This window comes from Trinickia dinghuensis (assembly GCF_003367175.1).
Classification (GTDB): Bacteria; Pseudomonadota; Gammaproteobacteria; order Burkholderiales; family Burkholderiaceae; genus Trinickia; species Trinickia dinghuensis.
Genome location: NZ_QRGA01000007.1, coordinates 336718 through 363429, shown reverse-complemented (window position 1 = coordinate 363429; position 26712 = coordinate 336718). Strand labels below are relative to the sequence as shown.

Below are 26712 nucleotides of genomic sequence, written 5' to 3'. Positions count from 1 at the left end.
CGCACGGGCGTGCGCCAGCCAACATACGGCCGCGTCTCGACCGTTCTTCATGTGAGTGATCGACAGCCACTTGCCACGAGAAGACGAGCATGAGCAATCGGCGCGCGCATCGATGGCTGGCAGGCCTCGCGATGGCGCAGGCCTTGACGGCGGTGGCCGCGTCGCCCTCGCCGCAGCCGCCCTGCGCGCCGTCGCTTTCCGTCGCCGATGTCGAAAGCCGCTTCCATTTCGAGCGCGATTGCGGCATCGAGGCCGCGCAACTTCAACGGTTTGCCGCCGATGCCGGGCGCGCGGCACGCCGCGCCCGCCTGACGGGCAGCCAGCGTGTGGCCTTCGCGAAAGCGGCCGACTTGATGTTCGAGACGACGTCCGCCGCGCCGTTCGACGCCGTCGCGCCGATCGTGCTGGCGTTCGCCGAGCATTACGCGGGCGACGAGGACGCCGATTTCGTCGCCCTTGCGCGCGACTGGAGCGATCGATACGGCTTGCTGCAGCTGCGCACGCGCGTGCTGCGTACCGACGATCCGCTCGAACCGCAGGTCGATGCCGCCCTTGCCGCACTCGATCTCGACGGCGCCGCGAAGCTGCTCGCCGCCGAATTGGCCGAGGCGGGTGCGCCGGACGATCTGATCGCCGCCCGCAGCTTCGAAGCGGGCATCGTCGAATGGCTGCGGTTTTCTCCGAAGCGAGCGCTTGGATTCGTTCGAGTCGCCCACGTGCTGCGGCCGGACGACCTCGGCGTGACCGATCTTTACGGCGATTTGCTGACGGAGGCCCATTTGTTCGAGCAGGCGCAGCCGGTCTACGAGTCGCTCGTGCTGCACTATCAAGTGCTCGCTCATGACAAGCCCGATCTGTGGCAGCCGCAGTTTGCCGGTTCGCTGGCCAAGCTCGGAGGCTTGTACAAGGCACTGGCGTTGCCGGCGGACGCCGAAATGGCCGACTTGCATGCGCTTGGGATGTACTGGGGCTTGGCGCGGGAGCAACCCGCGCGCTTCGGCCCAGCCGTCGCCGATTTGCTTCAGGATCTCGCCGCGCTTTACCGCGATGCCGACCGCCCGGACGACGCGATCGACGCCTACCGCGAGGCGCTGAAGCTCGAGCGTGCGCTGGCGCAGCACGACGCGCCGAACTACACGCCTGATTTGGCAACGACGCTCAATAACCTCGGCGTGCTCTACGCGACGGCGCACCGTGCCGGCGAGGCACAGGGCGCCTATGCCGAGGCGCTTGCCCTGCAGCGGACGCTGGTGCAGGAGAATGCGCTCGCTTACCAGCCGGCTCTGGCCCGTACGCTGAACAATCTCGGGAATTTTTATAGCGATGCGGGCCAGTTCGCAGAAGCGGAGCAAGCCTACGACGAGGCGCTTGCGATTCGCCGCAAGCTCGCGCACGAGAACCCGGCGCACGACGCACCGGACATGGCCCGCACGCTGACGAACCTCGGCGTGCTGTATCGGAAAGAGGGACGGCCCGCGCGGGCCGAGCATGCGTACCGCCAAGCCCTGCGGACGTTGGCGCCGTTCGAGCGCGCCGCGCCCGAGGCCTTCGGCGCCGACCAAGCCCGCACGTTGAACAATCTCGGCGTGCTGCTGACCAAGATGCATCGCCGGCCCGAGGCGGAAGATGCCTATCGGCACGCGATCGCGCTGTACGACACGCTCACGAAAAAGGAACCCGCGACGTACCGCGGCGATTACGCGCGCGTGCTCGACAATCTCGCGAAACTGTACGGCGAGATGGGGCGCAAGCGCGAGGCTCAGGCGGTACTGCAGACAGCGGCCAAGCTGCAGCACGATGCCGCTCAATCGCAGTGACGCGCACCCAGCCGCCCGTGCCGAGGGCGTGGGACGCCACGATGTGACGACGTGGGGACATTCACGGCGTCATCGCCGTGCGTGAGGGCGCGGCGGCACGTAGCGCCAGGTCAAGAGAACCGCGAGCGCGAACAGCACATAGGCGAGCGTAAAAAACCACATCGGCAGATCGTAGTAAAGCAGCCGCCCGACCCAATGCTGGACGAACCCTTCGGGGCCGACGCCGCCCGCGCGCAGCCGATCCTCGAGCACGGTCAGCGGGCAGGGGATGTCGAGTGCCGCGAGCAGCGCCACGATGCCGATGGCGACCAGATGCGTGAACCGGAAGCGCCGCTCGCGCACCCACGCCCAGCCCAGCGCGACGCCGAGCCAAATCGCGGCGAATCCGCCGACGATGAACAGCACGACGAGCGCGTGCAGGACGAGGACCACATCGGCCAGAGCGGTCATGGCGGGGTGCCGGTCGGCATTGGGGATGCCGGCCAGTATCGCACCGTCTGTACCCGCGCGCATCGTGCGCCCGCGCCGACAGCCGTTGCGCGATCGAACGGTCGCGGGTAGTCTGTCGAACTGTCGGCCGCTTCGAAAACTGAAAACAGCCGGCACAATGTGGCCGCTTCGCCTTGCTGAACGTCATCGTGTAAACGTGCAAGCCAGTAAGCGCATGAACGGCCGATCTTTTTCACCGATTCGACATCGATGACGAATTCCATGCGCCCCCGCGGCTCCGTAACCGGCATCTCCGACGCAAACGTCGGCGCTGGGCGCATTGTGGTCTCGACTGTCGTCGTGCTCGTGCACGCCGGCTCGCCTCCCCCGCCGAGGCAGGCCGTCGTCGGCATCGCCGCGCCCCCGGTGGCGCGCGCCTAAGCGCCGACTTCCCGGTTCGCCCGCGCAATCGCGTTTCGCTTCGCGTTCCCTCGAACGCGTAGCGCGTTCATACGCACATACACGCGCGGGTCCCATGCACACTTGCACAGGTGATACTCAGATGAATTCCCTTCGAGCCGCGATGGCGGCTTACGGTACGACTTCGCTTTTCGTTTTGCTTTGGAGCAGCGGCGCGATCTTTGCCGAACTCGGCGTCGAGCATGCGCCGGCTTTCGCGTTCTTGCTGCTGCGTTTCGTGCTCGCCTCGGCCGCTCTGGGCGTGTTCGGCCTCTGGCGCGGGCGCTGGTGGCCCGCGCGCGGCACGCGCCTGCGCGTCGCGCTGACCGGCGCGCTGCTCACGGGCGGCTACTCGATCTGCTATTTGTTGTCGCTCTCCCACGGGCTGACGCCGGGCCTGCTCGCGACGATCCTGGGCGCGCAGCCGATCCTGACGATGCTGGCGACGCAGCGGCGCCATTCGCCGCGTCGTCTCGCGGGGTTGGCGGTCGCCCTGTTCGGGTTGGCGCTCGTCGTGCATCCGGGCGGCAGCGGGGCGGCGACGTCGGCGGGCGGCGCGTTGTTCGGACTCGCGGCGCTCGCTTGCATGACCGTCGGCGCCATCTTGCAGAAGCGCATCGCGCAGGCGCCGATCGACGTGCTGCCGCTGCAGAACGCCGTCAGCCTTGTGCTGTGCGCGGCGATCGCGCCCACGATGCCGCTTGCGTTCAAGTTCGATACAACACTCGTCGTCTCGCTGCTCTGGCTCGGTCTCGTCATCTCCGTGTTCGCGCAGCTGCTGTTCTATCGACTGGTGCAGCGAGGCGACCTCGTCAACGTCACGAGCCTGTTCTACCTGGTGCCGATCGTGACGGCGCTGATGGACTACGCGTTCCTCGGCAATCGCTTGCATGCGCAGGAGCTCGCCGGCATGGCGGCGATATTGGGCGGCCTTGCGCTCGTCATGAGAGCGGACCCGAAACCTAGGGCTTCAGCGAGCGCGTAGGCACCGCGAATTGGGAGAGGGGACGCACGAGTGCGTCCGGCTACAATTGCGGACCGCGACGTGCGTCCATCCCTTTCTATTCGATTCATGTCCAACGCTGCCCGTGCCGACCTGCTCGGCCCCCTGCTCAAGAGCGTCTCGCGCTCGTTCTATTTGACGTTGGCCGTCTTGCCGGCGCCGATGCGCGATCCAGTCGGCCTGGCGTATTTGCTGGCGCGCGCGGCCGACACGATCGCCGACACCGCGCTGATCGAGCCCCAGCGCCGCTTGTCGCTGCTGCTGGCGCTGCGTGCGGCGGTCGGGGGCGAGACGGGCGAGCAAACGACGCAGGCGATTCGGCAGATGGCCGATGAAGTGGCGGGCCGGCAGGCGCTTCCCGACGAGCAGCGCTTGCTTCAATCGCTGGATTCGGCGCTCGCGATACTCGGCGAACTCGATGCAGCCGATCGCGCGGCCGTCCGCGACATCGTCGCGACGCTCACGACGGGCATGGAGTTCGACTTGCGCACGTTCCCGGCGGAAGATTCGGGGCAAATCGCGGCGCTGCATGACGCGGCCGAACTCGACCGCTACACGTACCTCGTGGCCGGGTGCGTCGGCGAGTTTTGGACGAAGATGACCTGCGCGCATCTGCCTCGCACGTTCGCCGAGCCGCAAGAGACGGTGATCGCGCGCGGGGTGCGCTTCGGCAAGGCGCTGCAGCTGACGAATATCCTGCGAGACTGCTCCAAGGATCTGCGGATCGGCCGCTGCTATCTGCCCACCAGCCTGCTCGAGCGGCACGGTCTCACGCCCGGCGCGCTGCTCGCTCCGGATGCCTCGTTGCGCGCTCGTCCCGTGCTCGTCGAATTGATGGCGACGGCGCTCGCGCACTATCGCGCCGCGGCAGACTACACGTTCTCGATTCCCCGCCTGTCGATCCGTCTGCGTCTGGCTTGCTTGTGGCCGATCCTGATCGGGCTCGAAACGCTGCGGCTGCTGGCGGCCAACGACGCCTGGCTTGACCCCGAGAAGATTTCGAAGGTGCGCCGCAACGACGTTTATCGCTTCATCGCCGGCTCGACGGCCGTCGTCTGTTTCGATGGCGTGCTGCGAGGCTGGATGGAGCGGATGATCCGCGACATCGAAGCGAGGCTGGGACTGGCCGCTTCCTCGGCGGTTGTTGCGTAATCGCGAGCATCGCGCGCGGTTGGCAGCGGATTCCTGCGAAGCGTGAAATAATCGATCGGTCCGCGCAACTGGCGCCGTGAGATGGAGTTCACCATCGGGAAGCGCGGGACGGGGCGAGCGTGACCGCTTTTTCTCGCGGTATTGCATCGTGCGTGCCCTTGTCGACCGATTCGCCGCGCGCCTGGGCATGCAAGACCATCCGTCCGTCTGTCCTTCGTCGATCGAGGAGATGCAATGCCCACGTCCAGTTCACTACTCGCTTTCGGCCTCGTCGCGCTCGGCATCGCGCTGACGCCCGGCCCCAACATGATCTACCTGGTTTCGCGCTCGCTCTGCCAAGGGCGGGCCGCGGGCATGATCTCGCTGGGCGGCGTCGCGCTCGGCTTTGTCTTCTATATGGTCAGCACGGCGTGCGGCATCACCGCGCTGCTGATGGCGGTGCCGTTCGCCTACGACGTGCTGCGGCTCGGCGGCGCGCTGTATCTGATTTATCTGGCCTGGCAGGCGCTGAAGCCGGGCGGCCGCTCGCCGTTCGAAGTGCGCGATCTGCCGGCCGACAGCCCCCGCAAGTTGTTCGTCATGGGGCTCGTGACGAACCTGCTCAATCCGAAGATCGCCGTGCTCTATTTGTCGCTGCTGCCGCAATTCATCGATCCGCACCGCGGCAGCGTGCTCACTCAATCGCTGACGCTCGGCAGCCTGCAGATCGCGGCCAGTCTTGTTGTGAACACCGTCGTCGCGATCATGGCCGGCTCGATCGCGGCGTTTCTCGCGCGGCGGCCGAGCTGGGTCATGGTGCAGCGCTGGTTGATGGGAACCGTGCTCGCGGGCCTTGCCGTACGTATGGCGGTGCAAGGGCGGCGTTGAAGCTCAAAGACAAAACGCGGCGGGCCTTCCGGCTCCGCCGCGTTTTGTTTTGCCGGCGCGCACTCGCGCCGGGCGCGGAACGTTAGTTGCCGATCGCCCGCGCGGCGCTGTCCAACTCTTGGTTGATCACGCGCTGTTCGTCGCCCGACAGCCCGCCGCCATGCTGTGCGGCCATGTCGCTCGTTTCCTGGCGGATTACGTCGAGCCGATGATGCAGGCCGCCACCGGTCGGCGGCGGGTAATAGCCTTGGCTGACGCGCTCGTCGATCCGGCGGCTGAGATTGTCGATGCGCTCGTCCACTTGCGCGCGCCGAGCCAGCTCGGCCTCATGCGGATTCGGCCGGACCACCGGCGGGGGCGGCGGTGGCGGCGGGGCACGGCGGTGCGGCGGCGGCGGGCTCACGACGCAGGCCGCGAGCGCGGAAACCAGCGCGCAATAAACGAGTGCGCGAATCGAGCGTTGCATCCCATATCTCCTTATGGTTTTCATGGGTCCTATCTAGTGTGGTGGATGGACCGTACCGGCCCTGTTGTAACAAACGGCTCGCGCACGGTCTCCGATGACAGACGAACAACGAATCTGTAACGAAATCTTCTGAACAATGCTCAGGCGGGCACGCGGACGAACGGCAGCCGCTTGCCTTCGGCCGCGCTTTCGTTCGCGAGTTCGATGATCGTCATGACGTCGACGGCGTCTTGCGCGGAGACCGGGAACGGCGTTCCGCGCGCGATCGCATCGGCGACCGCGCGGTAGAACTCGACATAGGCCCCGTCGCGCGTCGGCACGGCACGCTCGACTTCTCGTTCGCCCTCAAGAGCACGTAGCGTGCCTGCGGCGTTGCCGCCGCCGAAGCCGGCCTGGCCGGGCCGCAGTCCCGCCTTCAACTGATCTTCCTGCGTGTCGAGTCCTGCCTTTACGTAGCTGCCGCGGGTGCCGTGGACGATGAAGCGCGGCGGCTCGATCGCCGTGAGCGCGCTCGCGTGGAGCACCACTTCCTTGTCGGCATAGCCGAGCAGCAGATGGACGTAATCGGGCGCGCTCGCTTGGTCGCGGTGCTGCTTCACCGTCGCGAAGACCGATTCGGGTGCGCCGAATAGCGTGAGCGCCTGGTCGATGAGGTGCGGCCCCAGGTCGAACAGCAGGCCGCCGCCGCGCAAGGCTTCTTCGCGCCAACGCTGGCGCACCTGCGGCCGAAAGCGATCGAAGTGCGATTCGAAGTGGACGACGCGCCCGAGCGTGCCGCTTTCGATCAATTCGCGCAACGTCATGAAATCGCCATCCCAGCGGCGATTGTGAAACGGCGCGAACAGGACGCCGTGCTCCCACGCGAGGCGGGCGAGGGTGCGCGACTCCTCCGACGTCAGCGTGACGGGCTTGTCCACGACAACATGCTTGCCCGCCGCCAACACCTTGGCCGCGAGCGCGTAGTGGGTGTCGTTCGGCGTGGCGATGACGATGCACTCGACGTTGCGCGAGGCGATGAGGCCGTCCAGATCCGCGACGATCTGGGCATTGGGGTAGTCGGCGAGCGCATGGTCGGGCTGGCTCGTGGCGATGGCCGCGACGCGCGCGTAGGGCGTATCCGGCGCACCGGCGGGCGCGCCGCAATGATCGATGACGGGCGCGTGAAACGTCGCGCCCGCGAATCCGTAGCCCATCAAACCGATTTTCAACGTGCTAGCCATGCGTGCATTCCTCCGCCTTACGACAAATGGACGAGCCAGACGCGCCGGCCGCGCCTTTCAAAAAAGGTGCGGATCGGCCGCGCGGCAAGAGAGTCGAGCATTGTGGCACGCCTCGCTCTGACGAGGAACCGATTCCATTTGGCAAGGCCGAGCGGGCCGCGCATCCGTGTTAACATCGCGCACTTGCCTCCTCGGCTTCGCGCGCCGCATCCGCTACAGCATCGATGCGTGCATGGGCGAGCCGCCAACCTCGTTACACCCATCCACAGACGATGTCCGCAGGATTAAATCCCGCCCAGAGCGAAGCGGTGCGCTACCTCGACGGCCCGTGCCTCGTGCTTGCCGGTGCCGGCAGCGGCAAGACGCGCGTGATCACGCAGAAAATTGCCCACCTGATCGAGAACAAGGGTTTCGAGCCGCGCCATATCGCGGCCGTGACCTTCACGAACAAGGCCGCCGCCGAAATGCGCGAGCGCGTCGGCAAGCTGCTCGAAGGCAAAACGCTGACGACGCCCGGCAAAGAGGGCCGCAAGGTTCCCGTCAACCAGCTCACGGTTTGTACGTTTCACTCGCTCGGCGTGCAGATTCTGCGACAGGAAGCCGAGCACCTCGGGCTGAAGCCGCAGTTCTCGATCATGGATTCCGACGACTGCTTCGGCATGATCCAAGAGCAGGTCGGCTCGACCGACAAAGGCTTCATCCGCAAGATCCAATCGATCATCTCGCTGTGGAAGAACGGCCTGATCGATCCGCAAACGGCGGCGGCCAGCGCCTCCAACGAGGACGAGCATCAGGCGGCCATCGTCTTCCGCAACTATGTGGCGACGCTGCACGCGTACCAGGCCGTCGATTTCGACGACTTGATCCGCCTGCCTGCCGAACTGTTCGCGCAGAACGAAGCCGTGCGCGACCGGTGGCAGAACAAGCTGCGGTACTTGCTGATCGACGAGTACCAGGACACGAACGCGTGCCAGTACGAATTGGTGAAGCTGCTCGCGGGGCCGCGCGCGGCATTCACGGCCGTGGGCGACGACGACCAGGCGATCTACGGCTGGCGCGGCGCCACGCTCGAGAACCTCGGTCAGCTCGGCAAGGATTTCCCGAAGCTGCATCTGATCAAGCTCGAGCAGAACTACCGCTCGACGGTGCGGATTCTGACGGCGGCGAACAACGTCATCGCGAACAACCCGAAGCTGTTCGAGAAGAAGCTGTGGTCGGAGCATGGCATGGGCGACACGATTACGGTGACGCAGTGCAATGATGAAGAGCACGAGGCCGAATCGGTCGTGTTCCGGCTGTCGGCGCACAAGTTCGAGCGGCGGACGCAGTTTCGCGACTATGCGATTCTTTACCGCGGCAATTTCCAGGCACGCATTTTCGAACAGGTGCTGCGCCGCGAGCGCATTCCCTACGTGATTTCAGGCGGCCAGTCGTTCTTCGACAAAGCCGAAATCAAGGACATCTGCGCGTATTTGCGCTTGATCGCGAATCCCGACGACGATCCCGCCTTCATCCGCGCGATCACGACGCCGCGGCGCGGGATCGGCAACACGACGCTCGAAGCGCTCGGGTCGTTTGCGGGACAGGCGAAGGTGTCGTTGTTCGAGGCCGTCTACATGGGCGGCATCGAAGCGCGCCTATCTGTGCGGCAGGTCGAGCCGCTGCGTGTGTTCTGCGACTTCATGCAGCGCATTGCCGATCGGGCGACGAAGGATGCGGCGACGACGCTCCTCGACGATCTGATGGAGGCGATCCATTACGAGGCTTATCTCTACGACACGTTCGACGAACGCCAGGCGCAGTCGCGCTGGCAGAACGTGTTGGAGTTTCTCGAATGGCTCAAGCGCAAGGGAACGAAGCCCGAACCCGAGCAGGCCGAGGACGGCGAAGCAACCGGCTTCGACAACGCGGACGGTTTGGGCGATACGGGCAAGAACCTGCTCGGCCTGATCCAGACGGTGGCGTTGATGTCGATGCTCGAAGGCAAGGAGGAGGACCCCGACGCCGTGCGGTTGTCGACCGTGCACGCATCGAAGGGGCTCGAATATCCGCACGTGTTTCTCGTGGGCGTCGAGGAAGGGATCATGCCGCACCGCGGCGGCGCGGACGACGAGCCGATCGACGACGCGCGGATCGAGGAAGAGCGACGCTTGATGTATGTCGCGATCACGCGCGCGCAGCGCAGCCTGCATTTGAATTGGTGCAAGAAGCGCAAGCGGGCGCGCGAGACCGTGGTGTGCGAGCCGTCGCGCTTCATCCCCGAAATGGGACTCGACGAAGCGCCGCCGCCGACGCCCGAGGAAGCGCCGATGACCCCGAAGGATCGGCTGGCAAGCCTAAAGGCTTTGCTGCAGAAGCCTTGAGTGAGTCGAAACGTCGACCGTCGACTATTGACCCTCGATAGTCGATCGATTGCTTAGGATCGCTTAGGCCCCGAGTCGCTGCCGCCGCTCGGGGCCTAAGTTTTTGCGCGGGCCTTACTTGGCCGCGCTGACCATGTAATCGACGGCGGCTTTGACGTCGTCGTCCGATGCCTGCGAGCCGCCCTTGGGAGGCATGTTGCCTTTTCCGTGCAGCGCGTAGTTGTAGATGACGTTCATCGGATCCTTGAGGCGCGGCGCCCAATCGGCCTTGTTGCCGAACTTCGGTGCGCCCATGACGCCGGCGGCGTGGCAGGCCTGACAGACTTGCGTGTACAGGGCCTTGCCTGCCTGGGCGTTATCGGCGCTCGAAGAGGTAGGCGCCGGTGCGCTAGGCAGGGCGGCGATCGCGGCTGCTGCGGCGGCCTGATCGCTTGCGCCGCTGCTGGCGCTGGCGCTTTGCTCCGACGCCGGCGAAGCAGCCGAAGCGGCGGTTTGGGTTGCTGCTGCGCCGGAGGCCGGTGCGGCAGGCTCGGGGAAGTTCGCGCCGGAATGATCGGCCATGTAGACGACGGCGCGGGCGATTTCGAAATCGCTGTAGTCGTCGGGGCTCGTGCCGCCGCGCGGGGGCATGGCGCCCTTGCCGTGCAGCGCCGTTTGTACGAGCGTGTCGTAGCCCTGCGCGATGCGCGGCGCCCAGTCGGCGTTGTTGCCGAACTTGGGTGCGCCGGCGGCGCCGGGCGTATGGCAGGTGGTGCAGACGGCCTTGAAGACTTCTTCGCCGGTTTTGAAGACATGCGGGGCGTTGGCGTCGTGGACGTCGACTTTCGCGATCGGCGCGATGCGTTGTGCGACGGTGCTGTCGGCGAGACCCTCGGTGCCGGCGCCAGTGCGTATCGACTGATTGACGTAGTACGCCAACAGGATGATGACGACGATCGGGATGGCGAACGCCGCGATAACGGCGGCGATCAACTGGCCGGGCGTCTTGATCGGGGCTTCGTGTGGTGCTTCGCTCATGCTTGTCTCGTCTCCCGGGAATATTGTTGGTGAGCGGTACAGCGCAACGGCAACAGCAACAGCTAAAACCTTGAACCTGAAACCTGCAACGGCTAAGTCGGCAACGACTTAATTAATTCGATCAAACACGGGTCGATTATAGACTCAACGTTTTGGCGTGGGCGAGCGGGGCGGATGGGGCGAGGGGGCGGCGTTTACCCGGGTTTGCCCTGGCGGATGCGGTTTATTGGGGGCGGTTGGGGGGCGGGGCGGAACGGTTATTGAGTGGGTAGGGGGTGCGCTGGCTCGGAAAGTGCATGGCCTATGCCCGTGACGGCCGGGGCTCGGTGGACGCGATAGGCGAAACCAGGTATCCTCTCGGTCTCGCTTGGCTCCGAGCATCTCCCCGCTCGCACCGCCTACGCGCTGAAGCGCCCGTAGCTCAATGGATAGAGTACTGCCCTCCGAAGGCAGGGGTTGCTGGTTCGATCCCAGCCGGGCGCGCCATCTGATGTTCTGAAGAATTCCCGCGAAATCCTGAAAAACCCCGCCAGATAAGGCGTTGCGGGATTTTTGCGTCCGGGGAAAGCCCGGGAATTCCGGCGAAATCCGGCGTTTGCATATGCCCGGAGGTGTACCCCAAAATGGTTTTTCCTCGATTTTGATTCTGGGGTACACCATGGGACAGCTCACCGAGTTGCAGATCAAGCATGCGGAGCCTCGCGAGAAGGAATATTTCCTGGCAGATAACCTTGCAGAATCTGTCGGGTAAAACGCTGGATGCAGTGGCGCCGAACCGCGATCACGGCGACTGGCGCGTTGCACGCAGGCTAACGACGCTATGCGCCGCCAACGATAGAACAACGATTCCCCCGCCGGCCACAGCATACTTTGTAGGTGTCTCACCGAGAACGGCCCATATCCAAAGCGGTCCCAATATAGTTTCGAGCAATAGAAACAACCCAACCTGCGGGGCGGGCAAGTGGCGCGCCGCGGCCGCGATCAGTCCAAGCGCCAAGGGAACGAGCAGCGTTCCTTCTCCCAGCATCAAAATCAACTTGTAAGTGCTGGAAAAATGGAATGCCGGTACTACGGGGGCGAGCGTGACCGCGACCAGTAACCCTCCCCACGCGGGGGCAAGTGCGAGATTGGCACGTGAGCGGCGTGACAACAGAAAAGCGGCTGACATCGATAATGCCGTCACCAAAGCGAGACAGTCGCCCGGTCCGACGTGCGCGTCTGCAGATAACGTCGGCCATACAACAATGACGATTCCCGCCAACGCGACCGTGCAACCCAACCATGTTCTCAGTGGCGGCCAGTCTCGGTAGAACAGTCCCGCCCCGATTGCCGCCCAAAGCGGCGCGGTTGCGATAATGGTCAGCATGTTCGAAATGCTAGTCATCATCGCACTGACGACGAACGTCACGGACGACAACCCGTAACACGCGGCAACAGCCAGTTCAATCCGACCCAGGGCGATATCGGCGGAAGGCGACCGGCGGCGCAGGAGAAGCGCGCCGCTTGCGCCAGCGGCGAACATGAGCGCGCCGCGCCAGAACGCCACTTGAAGCGGTTCGCTGTTTATCAAGCGCAGCAGCAATGTATCGAAACTCAGCAACGTCGCGCCAAGCAGAGCCAAATAGAGTCCTTTCCGCGATTCTGCCGCGTTCATCGGCTTTCCTTCACGAGAATTGACAGTGCTCGCTTCAGCATTCGCGAGCAGTCGATTGGCGCACTGTCGATCGCTCCGCGAATTGCGCCCGAGATCCGGACGATGTTCTGCACGCGAAAAAATTTCGCTTGCAGTCCGACGCTACTGCAGGCGCTCGCGGCGCGTGCAGGATCGACACCGCGCAAACAAATAAAAGGCAGCCTTGCGCCAACGGGCGTCAATACGCCGACCCCCTTTGCTTCGAGCGCAGCACGGATGTCTTCGTCGACTTCAAGGGACATTAAATTCACGAGACGGCCTTCGACCGCCCGGATGTGCTCGACTGCATGTTCGAGCAAGGTTCGAGAGGAAGCCCCAGCCTCCGCGACCTCGGCATACATGTGCAGGCCGTGTAGGTTCAAGTTTTTACGAATTGCCAGCAGGCCAAGGCCGGCGCTGATGCCGGCATGCTTATGCAGCGGGCACAGAAAGATATCGGCCGTCAGGCTCTCCCGGTGATGGCCGATGGTGGCAAAGGAGTGCGCCGCATCGAGAACGGAAGGGGTCGTCTCCGTCGAAGACACAATCGAGACGTTTCCGGAAAGCGGATCGACATGCGTCTGCAGCGACACTTCCGACATATTTGCGGCGTGAGGCCATGCCGGCAAAGTTGCATATGGCGGATAGGCATCCGCGCTCATGCGAAGCGCGATGCCGTCGGACGCAAGCCCTGCCATTGCGGTCATCAACCCCTGCGTGGTGTTGGACAATAAAAACAGGTCATGGTCGATCACCAGGTGCATTGCCAGGAGAGCCTTCAATTCGCTTCGCAGTACCGAGCAGGCGCGGTAGTAGCCTCGCTCATGTTGGCCCTGCAAATCCGGATGAATTGCAGCCGCGTCTTCCCTCGGCTCCGCCTCACCGCGGCGCGTTGACTTAGGCATCGAGGCGACCCAAGCGGATTAGTTCAGGCATGACGCATTCCGCGAACACCGAGCCAACCGCATGTGTGTCGCCCCCGCGTATCCATCTCAGCTCCTCGATTTCCGAGTTGGGAGTGCATGTGCCCGAAACGGTGACATTCCAAGTGTGGACCCGGATCATGGAATCCTCGTCCGCGGCAGCCCGTTCGTGCGTGCCGAAGGGCTCGGCATCGACTAATTCCACGCAGAGTTCTTCGCGCAATTCACGGCGTAAGCAATCGATCGGTGCTTCGCCCTCGGAAATCTTTCCTCCCGGGGAAATGAACACCGATGCGCCGCGCTTACGCACGACAAGAAGGCGGCGCTGGCAGAGGATGATCGCGGCACACTTTTCGATCATGCGAGTTGACTCAAAGAATGAGCAGCGACCGCTTCCTGGGTGGCCGAGCCGTTCATCGTCGTCGCGCCGATCGTCCGTCGATTTTCCCTTGCCTGACCGATAAGCAATTCGATAATGTCTCGACAGATCCCCTCTTTCCTTGCGAGGTATGAGAGGATCGTTTCATCCGATGGCGTCGAGAAACTGTCGGCAAAAATCGAGATGCCCTCGAGAGATTTAGTCGAAACACCAAGCTGCAAAAGACGGTACTTCACGTCGTCAACTGATTGAGCAAATTCATAAATGGGGCTGTGATACGTAATGCCATACTCCTTCATGAATTCAACGAAATATTCCTTCGCAACCATGCGTTGCTCGGGAAATTCATTTTGATAGGACGCAATTCCGTCGTTTATGATCTTGATGTCGCTTCTTTTGCAGTAGTTGATGACATGCGCGTGGATGGCAATTTTTTCGCCAAGAAGAACCAGATTCTTCTTGTCTCGGACGATGTCGTCCTCCAGGGAGGCGATGGCAATGCTGCGGAATGCACCGCTAATGTCTTCCACAACATGAGTTACGACCAATTCACCGAAGCGGCGCTTCAATTCATCGACGCGATAAGAAAGGATGCCGCGATGGATCGAACACCCGCTGTTCGCGCTGAAAAGATGGACAGGGATTCCCTGCAACATCAACAAGCAGGCAGCGAGCGTGCTATCGCGGCCACCGGTAAACATGACCAGTTGAGGTGCCGAAGTCGTCATCGAAATACACTCCGTTTTATCGATTTGTAAAAGCAAATGTCTTCTCTCTCCAGAAGGGTCCGGCCGTGATCGATGCCGATGCGCTAACCGCCTAACCGTTCGGCGAGAAATGACACGACGTCGTCGGCACTGTTGCAGATTCCGATCGAATCCACTTCATCCGCGCATATCAAACCGGATGAAACTGGGTGCGCTCGAAGCCATTGCAACAATCCGTACCAAAAATCGGAGCCGACTAGCGCGACTGGCCGTGATTCCAATTTTCCTGTTTGCATGAGCGTCAGAATTTCGAACAATTCGTCGAGCGTCCCCATTCCGCCGGGCATGACGACGAAGGCGTCGGAGCATCGGCAGAAAGCGAATTTGCGCGTAAAAAAATGCTCGAACGTTAGCGAAATATCCTGTTGCTCCACGTCGAGAGGCTCGAAAGGCAGCTTGATATTGAAACCGACGGCGGGCGATCCGCCGGCGCGTGCGCCTTCCAGAGCCGCACGCATGATTCCGGGGCCGCCGCCTGAAATCACGGCGTATCCTCGAATGGCCAGCTTATGCGCAACCTGCCGGGCCAATTCAAACTCTGGAGAAGCCGTAGTCACGCGTGCGCTGCCAAATATGCTAACAGCGGCCCCCAATCTTTTTGAGACTTCGTGCACGCCTTGGAGCTCCTGCACGATATCCGAATACATCCTTCCTCCGCAAAGAACGCATAAATTCAAGAGAGGCCTGAATGTTAAGATAAGCGTGCATTCAAATACGAGCGAATTTTCTCAACATGAGCCGTGAAGAAAATTAACAACCCGATGAAGCGACTGCCTGTCGTCCGCACTCTGTTGAGTTTCGAGGCGGTCGCCGAGTATTCGAGCTTTTCTAGTGCTGCGGCGTCGATCGGAATGACCCATGGAGCGATCAGTCATCAGATGCGGACGCTGGAGGAGTGGCTCGGGCAGCCCGTGTTCGAGCGGCACAGCGGCGGCGTGCGTCTTACGCGAAACGGCGAACGGCTTCGTCAGGCCTGCAAACATGCCTTTTCCATCTTGGAACAAGAGTGTCAGCAGATTCGATCCGACGCCGCCACGCAGGCCCTGACGATTGCGTGTTCGACCACCTTCCTAGCCCAATGGCTGCTACCGCGTATCGAGGGATTTGCGCAGGAACATCCGGATTTGCTGCTGCATTTTCAGACCCGCACAACGGTGGACGCGCTATTGGCCGGCAAGGTCGACGTGCTGATTTTAAGTGGGCACTCGTCTTCACCAGTTGAGGGTGCCGACGTCACTCGCCTGGTAACCGACCGGATCGGTCCTGTCTGCTCGCCGAGCTGGCCGACTCCGCCCACTGGGCTCGAGCAGATTCGCGACGTGCCGCTCCTGCACGCGACATCGAGATTGAATGCGTGGAGCGAATGGATCGATGCCGTGGGGCTCAAACTCGATCTTCCCGGCGGCACGGTGTTCGAGTCGCTATCGTTATCGATCGAGGCAGCAAAGGGCGGGCTGGGATTTGCAATCGCGCCCGAATTTCTCGTTCGCCACGAGATTCTCAACGGCACGCTGATCGCCCCGCTCGGTTTCTCGGCGGTCGATCGTGGGACGTGGATATACACGCGCAGCGAAGAAGGGCAGAGGTCGAAAAGTGCCTCCTTCGTCGATTGGCTTCTTGGGGCCGGGCTGGAACTCGCACCGGCTAGTCGATAATGCCTTGCTGATTGCCCTGCACGAAGGCTAATGGGTTTCTCTCTCTATTGTCCGAGCCGACCCCGCCTGAAGCCGGGCCACCGAACGTCACTCGCAACGGCATCTTACGCCGCTTCCCCTTGACGCCTCTGCCCCGCCTCACCCTCCACCGCCGACAGGTGCCGCAGCAGCTTCGTGACCATCACGACAACCGTGCACGCAAGAATCACGAAGAAGATCGAAAGCGGCAGCAGCACGTGCACTGACACGAAGCCGGCCAGCGCCATCATCGCCGACGAAACGAGCAGCAGCGCGCAGCCCAGAATCGAACTCGTCAAGCCCGCGATATGCGGGAACAGCGAATTGCCCTTGGCCATCATGGTGGGATACATCGCGCCGGCGCACAGCCCCATGACCAGCACCGGCACGGCGAGCGTCCAGACACGCAGCCCGACCGTCAACGCCAGCACGAGCATCGCCACCGACGCCACAACCATCACCCGCGCCCCGATGCGCAGCCGCGCTTCGGCGCTGGGCAGCCCCGGGCCATGGATACGATTCGAAAGACCGCCGAGAAAGTACATCATCCCGATGCCGAGCGCGAGATAGCCGAAGTAGGTCGGCGGCTTATGCAGCGTGCTCTGAACCATGAACGGCCCGACGATATTGAACACGAGCAGAATGCTGTAGCAAATCCCTTGCGCAAGAAAGCAGCTTTGGAATACGGGGCTAGACAGCACCATCCCCGTATTTTTCACGAGCGTGCGCAGCTCCAAATGCACGGGCGCCGGCAGCGTCTCGTGATAGCGCCACAGCGTGCCCCACATGAGCAGCGAATAGACGAGCAGAAACACCAGGCACGCGTGCCAGTTGAACCAGGTCTGCAGATGCGCGCCGATGACCGGAGCGACGATCGGCGCGAGCCCCCATGCGATCGCCATGTAGGTGAACGCATGCATCAAGGTCTGTCCCGAAAACGAATCGGTGATGATCGCCTTGGCGAGCAAGTTCGTGGCCGCGATACCGAAGCCTTGCAGGCAGCGCGCGAGGATGAACGTCTCGAGATTCGGCGCGGAGAGCGAGAGCAGACAGCCGATCGTGTACACGATCAGCCCGAAGGCGAGCACACGCTTGCGGCCGTACGCGTCCGCGATCGGGCCGAAGATGAGCTGGCCGAGCGCGTAGGCGGCCAGGTAGCCGGACACGCTCGACTGGATTGCCTGCGGCGAGGTCCCGAAGTAATGCGCCATCGCGGGCAGGGCCGGAACATAAATGTCGATGGCCAACTGCCCCGCAGACGAGAACAGGCAGATCAGGAACAGCAGAAAACGCGGAGAATTCGCTGCTCGCACGGGCGTGGCGAGGCGGTCGGTGGTATTTAGGGTCATCACAGCTAGGGGGAAGGCTGGTGCCGAGGCGGCTCTTTCATTCGGCAACCAGCGTGGAACCGATCCCGCTATTGTAGTGAGTCCTCGAGAGGCTTGCTTGCGGCACAGGCAATCACGCCCAGTGCATGTCCGATGAAGGCTAGGTCGTCGCCCCCTTGGGCTACGCAGGCGTCGAAGTACTCAACGATGCCGTCTTCCATCTTCCGTTTTCAGATCACACAAGACTAATCTGTCTATGTTGCGCAATCGATTGCGCCGCAATTTTCAATCTTCATGGGTGTGCGATCGATTGGTGTTATTCGACTCGCACGTCACGAATATTAACGAGATTCGATAGTGATCAGGTAGATCGATTTCCGAGATTTCGGTCAACCGTAATCGAGGCAGATGGTCAAAATGTAAGGTGTCGTGGCCGCGCGAAAAACGCTGAATCCCTATCATCGGTAAATCGTTTGCACCCGAACATCTCAACAATTTTTAACAATATATTTTGAGAGATTTAACGATTGTTTGTACGGTCGCCCCTCGGAATTTCAGAGAATTCGTTTCCGGCGCGATTGCGCGGCATCGTTGTCCAAGGCCCATTCACGGGCATCGGATCGATCGCCGCCAACGTAAGCCGAACAATACGACCAGTCGGACGTCGGCGCCTCCGCCGCTTGTAGCAACGCGTTAGCAAGCGAGCCAGGCGCGAAACGGCCGAATAAAAGAAATTCACCGGGGAAGTCACACGATGGCATTGAAGATTCTGTCCGTTTTCGGCACGCGTCCCGAGGCGATTAAGATGGCGCCCGTCGTCAAGGCACTCGAAGAAGCGCCCGGCCTCGAGTCGATCGTTTGCGTGAGCGGCCAACACCGGTCGATGCTCGAACAAGTCCTGGAATTATTCGATATCCGTCCGCGATACGACCTCGCGCTGATGACGGCCAATCAAACGCTGAACGGTCTTGCCTCACGGCTGATCTTTTCTTTCGACGACGTCCTCGCGCAAGAGCGCCCCGACTACGTGCTCGTTCACGGCGATACGACGACGGCTTGCGCCGCGGCGTTGGCCGCTTTCCATCGCCGTATCCCTGTCGGCCACGTCGAAGCCGGTTTGCGCACGGGCGATCTGTCGAGCCCGTGGCCCGAGGAAATGAATCGCCGCATCATCGATGCGATCAGCGACCTCATGTTCGCCCCCACGCACAGTGCGAAGGCCAATCTGATGGCCGAGGCGCTGCAGGGCCGCATCGTCGTGACCGGAAATACCGTCATCGACGCGCTGTACGCGACGACGGCGCGCATCGATGCCGACGCGTCGCTGCGCGCCAAGCTCGACGCACAGCTGCCCGAACTCGACGATGCCAAACCGATCGTGCTCGTGACGGGCCACCGGCGGGAAAGCTTCGGCGAAGGCTTCGCGGCGATCTGCACGGCGCTTGACGAACTCGCCCGCAGCGGCGACGTGCAAATCGTCTATCCCGTCCACCTGAACCCCAACGTCCGCGCACCGGCGCGTGCCCGCATCGGCGATACGCCCGGCGTGCACTTGATCGAACCGCTCGACTATCTCGGCTTCGTGCGCCTCATGCAGCGTGCGGCCATCGTATTGACCGATTCGGGCGGCGTCCAGGAAGAAGCGCCCGCGCTGGGCAAACCCGTGCTCGTCATGCGCGACGTCACTGAACGTCCGGAAGCGCTCGAGGCCGGCGCGGTTCGGCTCGTCGGGACGCGCACCGAGTCGATCGTCGAAGGCGTGCGCGCGCTGCTCGACGAGCGGCGTGCAGGCGTGGCGCCGCGCGAGCCGATCAGCCCCTATGGGGACGGTCTCGCGGCGCAGCGCATCGTCGCCGCGCTCGCGGGGCAGCCGCTCACCGAGTTCTCCAGCACGGTGCGGCGGCAGGAGATCGACACATCGATTTATACGGCCGCTCCTCGTCGCGCGGACTTGGCCATCGGCCGCGTCGGACTCGCGCTCTAGCTCTAGTGCCGTGCGGGCATCCCATCGGGGTGCCCTCAGTCCTTTCACAACTCGCTCACCTCATTCCGATAGACCGTGATGTCCGATTCCTCCACGCGCGCCGTCGCGCGCCTGCGGCTCGCCCTGTGCGCCGCGCCGGTTCTGCTGTTCGCCCACGCCGCGTTGGCGGTGGCGCCGGCGGCCACGGATGCCGCCTCGACCGGCCTGACCGATACCTTTGCCCACCTCGGCGAGCATCGTGTCGTCGCGCGCAGCGTCTCGCTCGCCGATCTCGGTTTGCACGATCCGCTCGTGCTATCCGCGCCCGACACGCGCCACGAGCTGTATTTGCCGGTGCCCGCGGGACTGCCGATCGACAACGCAACGCTGCAGATCGACGGCGGGTATCTGCATGCCGACGGCGGCCGCGAGACGATGCTCGTCTCGCTCGACGGTTCGCCCGTGCTGGCGCGCGGCTTCGTGCCGCCGCAGGGCGATGCGCAGGCGAGCGTCGGCGTGGACGGCTCGCCGCGCGCGAGCGGCTTCGTGCGCGTGGGGCTGCAATGGTCGTCGATTCTCGACGATCGGCTGTGTACCGACCAGACGGCCATCGGCAACGTGCTGCGCGTGGCGCCGAGTTCGCGTTTGACGTACAGCTTCGATCCGGGCGCCATCGCGGACGTACGCACCGCATGGAGCGCACTGCCGGCGGCGCCCGTCATCGCGATCTCGGGCGCGCATATCAGCGATGCAGCGTTCGACACCGCTTGGCGTGTCGACACGCTGATGGAGCGCGAGGGCCGGCGGCCCGTCGTGCGTGCTTGGCCGAAGGTGGGCGACACGGTCGAGGTCGATGCGGCCGGCGTGCCCGCCGCGCTGCGTGCGGTGCCCGCGTTCGCGGCGCTCGCCGGCGGCGGCAGCGTCAAGCTTGCCGATGCGGCGCAAGTCGGCGCGGCGTTGGTACTCGCTTCGCCCACTGCGTTTGCGCCGGACATCATCGTCGCGGACGACGCGTTGCGCCAGCAAGCGAATGCGGCGCTCGATGCGTTGCGTCAGCAGATCGCCGCAGCTTCGCCCGACGGCGCGGCCGCCTTCGATGCGTGGCGCACGCGCGCGTTCGCGCCGATCACCACCCCGCTCGCGGCGGGCGAAATCCGCATCGCCCATTTGCCGGGGCAAACGACGATCGTCGTCGGCGACCGCGTTGCCGCGCAAGCGCTCGTGCACGACTGGCGACCCATCGGCGTGGCGGACCGCTACGTCGTGCACCGGCTCGACGATACGCCGAGCCCCGACGTCAAGCGGATCGCGTTGTCGGCGCTCGGCGGGGAGCCGCGTACGCTCGACGTGCTCGGCCGCGCGATGTGGGACGCCAGCTTCGATCTGGCTGCCGTCGCCGCGAACGGCAAGCTGCCCGACCAGCTCGCGCTCGACGTGGCTGCCGCTCCGACGCCGCGCCACGACGGCAACATCGCTTCCGTCTACCTCAACGGCGTGCTGATCGCTTCGAAGATGCTCGACGGCGACGGCAAGCCGCAGCGGATTACCGCGCACGTGCCGCGCTACGCGCTCGCGCCGACCAATACGCTGCGCGTCGTGTTTCAGCGTCGCCCCGACGGCGACTGCGAGGCGCGCTCGCAGGGATATCCGGTCGCGATCCTCCCGACCAGTCACCTGACGCTCGCGCGCGCCTCCACCGACGACGACTTCATCGGCATGCTCGCGCGTTTCGCGACGGCGGCGAACGTGATCGTGCCCGCCGCGTATCTCGACGATGCGACGCAAGCGGTATCCCGCGTGGCCCGGTTGGCCGACGTGGCGGGCATCGCGCCGACGAGGGCGACGTTCTCGGTTGTGGCGAGCGGCGCGGCGGCGGCGCCGAGCGGGCCGTTCCTCGCGATGGACGTTGCGCTGCAAGACGAAAAAGCGGCGCTCGCGCAACTGTCGAACAACCGTCTTACGCTCGTCGACCAATCGGGGCGCGTCTATGCCGACGTCTCGGGTCTCTCGAACCTCGCCGTCCTCGATGTGACGCATGCGAACGGGACGACAGGGATCGCCTATCGCACGCTCGGCGGCGCGGCGCCGAAGGTGCCGTCCACGCTGCGTCTCGCACGCGGGGACGTGGCACTCGTCGCTAAAGATGGCGTCGTGCGGCTGTTCGATTCGCGCCATCCGGGCGAAGTCGTCACCGACCACGCGGCCGACGATGCATTCTCGCGCCGCCTGCCGTGGCTGATCGCCACGGGCATCGTCGCACTGCTGCTCGCGCTGTTCGTGGTTGCCGGCGTCGAACGCCGTCGTCACCGGGCGAAGGGCGACGCGCAATGAGCCTCGCGGCATGGACTTGGTACGGCGGCTACGCCATGGGCCGCTACTTCACGGCGCTCGAGCTCGTCGCCGCCGTGGTCGCCGTTGCCATCTTCGTCTCGAGCCTCGACGATTTGTTCGTCGATCTCTGGTATTGGTCACGCGAGACCTATCGGCAATTCACCGTGAAGCGGCGCTTCCGTCCGCTCACGGCCGCCGAGCTGCAGGCGCGCGAGGAACAGCCGATCGCGATCATGGTGCCCGCTTGGCTCGAGTACGACGTCATCGCGGCGATGCTCGAGGATCTGGTGCGCGTACTCGACTACCGCCAATACGTCGTGTTCGTCGGGACCTACCGCAACGATGCGCGCACGATCGAGGAAGTCGAGCGCATGCGCCGCCGCTACCGGCAGCTACGCCGCGTCGAGGTGCCGCACGACGGGCCGACCTGCAAGGCCGATTGCCTGAACTGGGTCATCCAAGCGATCTTCAAGTACGAGCGCGAAGCGGACATCGAGTTCGCGGGTGTCGTGCTTCATGACAGCGAAGACGTATTGCATCCGCTCGAATTGAAGTTCTTCAATTACCTGCTGCCGCGCAAGGACATGATCCAGTTGCCCGTCGCCTCGCTCGAGCGGCATTGGTTCGAACTCGTGGCCGGCACCTATATGGACGAGTTCGCGGAGTGGCACGCGAAGGACCTCGTCGTGCGCGAGAGCTTGGCCGGCGCGGTGCCTTCGGCCGGCGTGGGGACCTGCTTTTCTCGGCGCGCGCTGCTTGCGCTGATCGACGAGACCGACAATCAGCCGTTCAACACCGAAAGTCTGACCGAGGACTACGACGTCGGCGCGCGGCTGGCCAAGCTCGGCATGCAGTCGATCTTCGCGCGCTTTCCCGTCACGTTCGCGGCGCGCCGCAAGACATGGTTCGGCCTCGGCCCCGTGCGCGAGTTCACGTTGACGATGCCGCTTTGCGTGCGCGAATTTTTCCCCGACACGCTGCGCACGGCCTATCGGCAGCGCGCGCGCTGGACGCTCGGAATCGGGTTGCAGGGCTGGCGGCAAACGGGTTTTTCGGGCTCGCTCGCCAATCGCTATCTGCTGCTGCGCGATCGCAAGGGCACGGTCACGGCGATCGTCGGCATGCTCGCGTACGTGCTCGTCGCGCAGTTTCTGCTGTTCGCGCTGGCCGACGCACTCGGCATCGCGCCGCCTTTCGCTGCTTCGCCGCTCGCCGACGCGAGTTGGTTCCGCGCACTGCTCTGGATCAATGCCGTGGCGTTGATGCTGCGCACCGTGCAGCGGATCTACTTCGTCACGCGCCTGTACGGTTGGGAGCACGGGTTGCTCTCGGCGCCGCGCATGGTCGTTGCCAACTACATCAACTTCTTGGCCGTGGCGCGTGCGTGGCGGCTCTTTCTCGTGCACGTCTTTACGGGCAAGCGGCTCGCCTGGGACAAGACGATGCACGATTTTCCGTCGGCCGATGGACTGCTCGACCGGCGTCAGCGGCTCGGCGAACTCCTGATCTCGTGGCAGGCGATCGACGCCGAGCAGCTTCAAAGCGCGCTCGACGAAGCGCATGCCCGCGAGGCGCCGCTCGGACGGGTGCTGATGGCCAAGGGCTGGCTCGACGACGAGACGCTCGCCGAAGCGATCGCCTTTCAAAGCGATATCGGCCGCGGCGCGCTCGATGCGGCCTCGCTCGAGCGTCATCGAGACTTGCTGCCGCTGGATACGATCGTCCGCTATCGAATTTTGCCGCAGGGTTACAACGCCGAAGGCTTTGCTGTCGTACTGACCGCGAGCCCGCTTGGCGACGCATGGGTCGCGCAGTTCGAAGCGCAGTTGGGCTGCGGTATCGAGCAACGCATCGTACGAGAAGGCGAGATCGCTTTCGGGCTGCGGCGGCTGCGCGGCGTCACGCCGGCGAAAACCGAAGAGCGGGCGCACGTCGACGGAGAGGGCGGATTGGGACGCGCGGCGAGCGTGCCGCTGCTCGGCGATCTGCTCATCGAGCGCGGCTATGTGCGCCGGCAAGCGTTCGAAGCGGCGCTGACCGAATACCTCCCCGATCGGCATGGCCGCATCGGCGATTTCATGGTGGCGCGCGGCGTCGTATCGCGCGAGGCGATCGAACGCGTCGTCCAAGAACAGCGTCGCGCAAGCGGACCGACGGGAGTCATGGCATGAGCGGCCGTCTGAATTCGAATGCGCGGTTTTCTCCCGGCACGATATCCACGCCGCCGGTGTCGTTGAAGCGGCAGCTTCGGTTAGTGGCGCAGGCCTGTGCGGCGTGCTTCGCGTTCGCGCAAGCGCCCGTGCATGCGAGCGAGGACAGGGGTGCGCAGCCGCCTCCGCCGCTCGCCGGTGCGGCTTATCGCGTCGCCGAGCAGGCCTATGCCGACTACGGACAGCACGACTACGCGCAAGCCGCCGCACTCGCGCGCGAGGCGATTCGGCAGCGGCCCGACGTGCCCGAGTTGCGCCTATTGCTGGCCAACTCGCTCGCCGCACAACATCGTTATGCCGCGGCGAGCCAAGCGCTCGGCGACGCCATCAAAGTGCTAGGACCGCGACGTCCGCTCGTGAAGCGGCGCGGGCAAATCGATGCCGTGGCGAAAGCTGCGACGAAGATCGCGCGGAGCGCGCCTGCCCAACCGGTACCCAGCGATGCATTGACGGGCGAGGCGTTCGACGCGGCACACAGCGCCTATCTAGCCTACGCTGCGAAGCACTTCGCCAACGCCGCGCAAAACGCCCAGCGCGCGATCGCGCTGCGGCCCGACGTGCTGCGATTGCGTCTGTTGCTGATCGATTCGGCAAGCGCGGCCGGCAACGACACGCTCGCTTGGCAGGCCGACGTCGATGCGGTTCGACAATTCGGCGACAGCGACGATCTCAGATTACGCCGCACGTTCATCGGCAACGGCCTCGCGCCGCAGGCATCGAAGCGGGCGTTCGCGGCGCGGAAAGCGGGGGATCTGTCCGCTGCTATCGCGGCGGGCAAAGAGGCCGTCGCCTACGCACCGGACAACACCGACTATCGCGTCGCATTGTTCGACAAGCTGATCTCGGCCGGCGATTGGCCTGGGCTCGAGGCCGCGGCAAGCGATGCGATCGCCTACGACGACACCGAGGTCATGCCCTATGTGTTTCGCGCTTACGCGCGGGTGGCCCAGGGGCGCATCGAGCAAGCCGACGCCGACCTGGAGATCGTCTTCCACGATCATGACGAGACGCGTGCCACGTTGAACAGCGCGCGTGCGATCGCCGCCGATATCTGGATGACGCAAGGCAGGGCGAAGCAGGCCGCGGACCGGCTCGCCGCGCTGAAGCCGACGGGAGACGACTCCGATGCGTTCATCACGGAGCGCTTGGCCCGGGCGCGCCGGCAACTCGCGGCGGAGGCGCGCAAAGCGCCGGGGCTCGCCTCGGCCCGGTCTGATTCGGCCCGACCTGACACGACCCGGCCTGACGTGGCGCGGCCTGACGCGGCCCGCCCCATCGTCGATTGCCAGAACGACCCCGACTTCGGCGAAAGCTGCGATGTCTGGCCGGCCGATCCGGGCTATGCCGCGGCGAGCGAGCTCGAACGCGCGAGCGAGCGCGGCGACAAGCAAGCGGCCGTGCGCTATGCGCGCGAAGCCGTGGCGGCGGCGCCCGACAGTGCGCAGCATCGCGTCGAACTGATCGATGCGCTCGACGATGCCGGGCTGACGCGCGAATCGGCGGACGAAGCGCGCAAGTTGATTGCCGACGGTTTGTTCGATTCGCTGCCGCCGCTGGACGCGGGCTACGTCGCGCTGCGGGCAGGCGACAACGCCCGCGCACTGGCAGCCTTCAAGCAGGCCGACGCGCAAGGCAAGCTGCCGGCCTCGACGTTGGCCGATGTGGGCTACGCCGCCGAGTCCGCCAATCGCGATGCCGTTTCGGCGCGCTATTTCGAGCGGGCGATCGACAAGCTCGCCGCCGAGAGCCGGCGTCACGTGCGCGGCCCCGTCAAAGGCGCGGAGGCTCAGCAGCTCGAGGACCTGCGCGCGGCGCACTCCGAGGCGACGCGCCGCTGGGGCTTCGACGTCACGCTCGACTATCGCGGCGCCGGTCTGCAATCGGGCTACCTATCGGCGCCAAGACCGGTAACGAGCAACAGCTGGCAGGCCGGCACCGAGGTGTATTGGCGCCCGTTCGGCAGCCTCGGCGATCGGATGCTCGAACTCTATGCGCGCGGCTACGAGAGCTTCGGCGTGGCCGGCGGCGGCGCGAGCGGCGCCGATTCGCTCGAAGCCGCGTTCGGTGTGCGCGGCAAGCCGTTCGCGAATCTCGACGCCATCGCGGCCTTCGAACGCATCGTCCCGATCGGCTCGCAGGCGCAGGGCGATTGGCTCGCGCGGCTCGCGTACTCGGGCGGCATCGGCACTGAACGGCGTGTCGACGTGCCGTCCTGGTGGACGCTGTCGGCGTATGCCGAGGGCGGCCACTACTTCGTGCATCAGTCCAATTACGCGACTGCCGTGCTCGAGGCGGGGCGGACTTACCGGGTCGATCGCGTCAGTCCGCGCTTCACGCTGTTTCCGTATGCCGTCGTCGGCGCCGATTACGACTCGACCATCGACAGCAGCATTCCGGTCGGGGCCGGCGTGGGCGTGACCGGACGCTACGCGTTCCGCGACGGCCGCTACGACACGCTGCGCTCGTCGATCGAGTTGTCGGTCCAGTACCGATGGAAGATCGTGGGCGACGACCGCGCGCGCGGCGTGTTTTGCAGCGCGGTGTTTTCTTACTGACGACGATAGACGGCCTCATTCGACCTTATTGAGCAGTCCTAACAAGATCATAACGACGATGAAAGTAACCTCACGCTCAGACCAAACCCTTCGCGCGACGGCGTGCCGCGCACTTGCC

At 64.2% G+C, this 26712-nt stretch carries 22 protein-coding genes, 1 tRNA gene and 1 riboswitch; of the genes, 12 read left to right on the top strand and 11 right to left on the bottom strand.

What is annotated here, in order from left to right; all coding sequences use genetic code 11:
- Positions 1-89 precede the first annotated feature (89 nt).
- Entirely contained in the window at positions 90-1817 is a 1728-nt protein-coding gene (locus DWV00_RS14100) for a tetratricopeptide repeat protein (protein ID WP_115534188.1), read from the top strand.
- A gap of 69 nt (positions 1818-1886) precedes the next feature.
- Here the strand turns inward: DWV00_RS14100 and DWV00_RS14095 are convergent, their stop codons facing one another.
- Positions 1887-2267: a DUF2784 domain-containing protein gene (locus tag DWV00_RS14095; RefSeq protein ID WP_115534329.1), complete on the bottom strand. Its 381-nt coding sequence runs from the start codon at positions 2265-2267 to the stop codon at positions 1887-1889.
- Positions 2264-2530: a hypothetical protein gene (locus DWV00_RS33680; protein WP_147297899.1), complete on the bottom strand. Its 267-nt coding sequence runs from the start codon at positions 2528-2530 to the stop codon at positions 2264-2266. The genes DWV00_RS14095 and DWV00_RS33680 overlap by 4 nt, the downstream gene beginning before the upstream one ends.
- On the opposite strand from DWV00_RS33680, the gene DWV00_RS34030 reads away from it, so the two are divergent.
- The 4 genes from DWV00_RS34030 to DWV00_RS14085 all read left to right on the top strand — a co-directional run bounded on the left by DWV00_RS34030 (position 2517) and on the right by DWV00_RS14085 (position 5727).
- The gene (locus tag DWV00_RS34030; RefSeq protein ID WP_181885452.1) at positions 2517-2687 is read left to right on the top strand and encodes a hypothetical protein; all 171 of its coding nucleotides are present in this window, start codon (positions 2517-2519) and stop codon (positions 2685-2687) included. The genes DWV00_RS33680 and DWV00_RS34030 overlap by 14 nt on opposite strands.
- Before the next feature lie 121 nt (positions 2688-2808).
- Positions 2809-3690: a DMT family transporter gene (locus tag DWV00_RS34025; RefSeq protein WP_181885451.1), complete on the top strand. Its 882-nt coding sequence runs from the start codon at positions 2809-2811 to the stop codon at positions 3688-3690.
- Positions 3691-3777: 87 nt separating this feature from the next.
- On the top strand, positions 3778-4860 hold the full coding sequence (locus DWV00_RS34020) for a phytoene/squalene synthase family protein (RefSeq protein ID WP_181885450.1): 1083 nt from the start codon (positions 3778-3780) through the stop codon (positions 4858-4860).
- 54 nt (positions 4861-4914) lie between these two features.
- Positions 4915-5054: riboswitch (ZMP/ZTP riboswitch) on the top strand.
- 40 nt (positions 5055-5094) lie between these two features.
- A complete protein-coding gene (locus DWV00_RS14085) occupies positions 5095-5727 on the top strand; it encodes a LysE family translocator (protein ID WP_115534187.1) in 633 nt (210 codons plus the stop codon).
- An 82-nt stretch (positions 5728-5809) separates the two neighbouring features.
- Here DWV00_RS14085 and DWV00_RS14080 read toward each other — a convergent pair whose 3' ends face one another.
- Together DWV00_RS14080 and DWV00_RS14075 are read right to left on the bottom strand one after the other, a co-directional pair.
- Positions 5810-6193 (bottom strand): hypothetical protein, encoded by a 384-nt coding sequence (locus DWV00_RS14080; RefSeq protein ID WP_115534186.1) that lies wholly within the window; start codon positions 6191-6193, stop codon positions 5810-5812.
- A 140-nt stretch (positions 6194-6333) separates the two neighbouring features.
- Positions 6334-7413: an oxidoreductase gene (locus tag DWV00_RS14075; RefSeq protein WP_115534185.1), complete on the bottom strand. Its 1080-nt coding sequence runs from the start codon at positions 7411-7413 to the stop codon at positions 6334-6336.
- 272 nt (positions 7414-7685) lie between these two features.
- Here DWV00_RS14075 and DWV00_RS14070 point away from each other — a divergent pair, with 272 nt between their 5' ends.
- Entirely contained in the window at positions 7686-9776 is a 2091-nt protein-coding gene (locus DWV00_RS14070; protein WP_115534184.1) for a UvrD-helicase domain-containing protein, read from the top strand.
- A gap of 114 nt (positions 9777-9890) precedes the next feature.
- Here the strand turns inward: DWV00_RS14070 and DWV00_RS14065 are convergent, their stop codons facing one another.
- Positions 9891-10793: a c-type cytochrome gene (locus DWV00_RS14065; protein ID WP_115534183.1), complete on the bottom strand. Its 903-nt coding sequence runs from the start codon at positions 10791-10793 to the stop codon at positions 9891-9893.
- Between the two features lie 410 nt (positions 10794-11203).
- On the opposite strand from DWV00_RS14065, the gene DWV00_RS14060 reads away from it, so the two are divergent.
- Positions 11204-11279 (top strand) — tRNA-Arg (locus DWV00_RS14060).
- A gap of 295 nt (positions 11280-11574) precedes the next feature.
- Here the strand turns inward: DWV00_RS14060 and DWV00_RS14055 are convergent.
- From DWV00_RS14055 to DWV00_RS14035, 5 genes are all read right to left on the bottom strand, one after another.
- Complete coding sequence (locus DWV00_RS14055; protein ID WP_115534182.1) at positions 11575-12447, bottom strand: DMT family transporter; 873 nt, start codon at positions 12445-12447, stop codon at positions 11575-11577.
- Entirely contained in the window at positions 12444-13370 is a 927-nt protein-coding gene (locus DWV00_RS14050) for a DUF6024 family protein (RefSeq protein WP_147297898.1), read from the bottom strand. Before DWV00_RS14050 ends, DWV00_RS14055 begins: the two co-directional genes overlap by 4 nt.
- A complete protein-coding gene (locus DWV00_RS14045) occupies positions 13363-13749 on the bottom strand; it encodes an NUDIX hydrolase (RefSeq protein ID WP_115534180.1) in 387 nt (128 codons plus the stop codon). Before DWV00_RS14045 ends, DWV00_RS14050 begins: the two co-directional genes overlap by 8 nt.
- The gene (locus DWV00_RS14040) at positions 13746-14495 is read right to left on the bottom strand and encodes a hypothetical protein (protein ID WP_220274695.1); all 750 of its coding nucleotides are present in this window, start codon (positions 14493-14495) and stop codon (positions 13746-13748) included. The genes DWV00_RS14045 and DWV00_RS14040 overlap by 4 nt, the downstream gene beginning before the upstream one ends.
- Before the next feature lie 83 nt (positions 14496-14578).
- Positions 14579-15181 carry an LOG family protein gene (locus DWV00_RS14035; RefSeq protein WP_115534179.1) on the bottom strand — a complete coding sequence of 201 codons (603 nt, stop codon included), beginning with the start codon at positions 15179-15181 and terminating at the stop codon, positions 14579-14581.
- Between the two features lie 114 nt (positions 15182-15295).
- Between DWV00_RS14035 and DWV00_RS14030 the strand changes: the two genes are divergently transcribed.
- The gene (locus DWV00_RS14030) at positions 15296-16189 is read left to right on the top strand and encodes a LysR substrate-binding domain-containing protein (RefSeq protein WP_147297897.1); all 894 of its coding nucleotides are present in this window, start codon (positions 15296-15298) and stop codon (positions 16187-16189) included.
- A gap of 104 nt (positions 16190-16293) precedes the next feature.
- On the opposite strand, the gene DWV00_RS14025 is transcribed toward DWV00_RS14030, so the two are convergent.
- A complete protein-coding gene (locus DWV00_RS14025; protein WP_115534328.1) occupies positions 16294-17556 on the bottom strand; it encodes a multidrug effflux MFS transporter in 1263 nt (420 codons plus the stop codon).
- Between the two features lie 733 nt (positions 17557-18289).
- Here DWV00_RS14025 and wecB point away from each other — a divergent pair.
- From wecB to DWV00_RS14005, 4 genes are all read left to right on the top strand, one after another.
- The gene (wecB, locus tag DWV00_RS14020; RefSeq protein ID WP_115534177.1) at positions 18290-19519 is read left to right on the top strand and encodes a non-hydrolyzing UDP-N-acetylglucosamine 2-epimerase; all 1230 of its coding nucleotides are present in this window, start codon (positions 18290-18292) and stop codon (positions 19517-19519) included.
- Between the two features lie 78 nt (positions 19520-19597).
- Entirely contained in the window at positions 19598-21829 is a 2232-nt protein-coding gene (locus DWV00_RS14015) for a cellulose biosynthesis cyclic di-GMP-binding regulatory protein BcsB (protein WP_115534176.1), read from the top strand.
- Positions 21826-24000: a glycosyl transferase family protein gene (locus DWV00_RS14010; RefSeq protein WP_115534175.1), complete on the top strand. Its 2175-nt coding sequence runs from the start codon at positions 21826-21828 to the stop codon at positions 23998-24000. Before DWV00_RS14015 ends, DWV00_RS14010 begins: the two co-directional genes overlap by 4 nt.
- Positions 23997-26594: an NfrA family protein gene (locus tag DWV00_RS14005; RefSeq protein WP_115534174.1), complete on the top strand. Its 2598-nt coding sequence runs from the start codon at positions 23997-23999 to the stop codon at positions 26592-26594. The genes DWV00_RS14010 and DWV00_RS14005 overlap by 4 nt, the downstream gene beginning before the upstream one ends.
- The last annotated feature ends 118 nt before the right edge of the window (positions 26595-26712 follow it).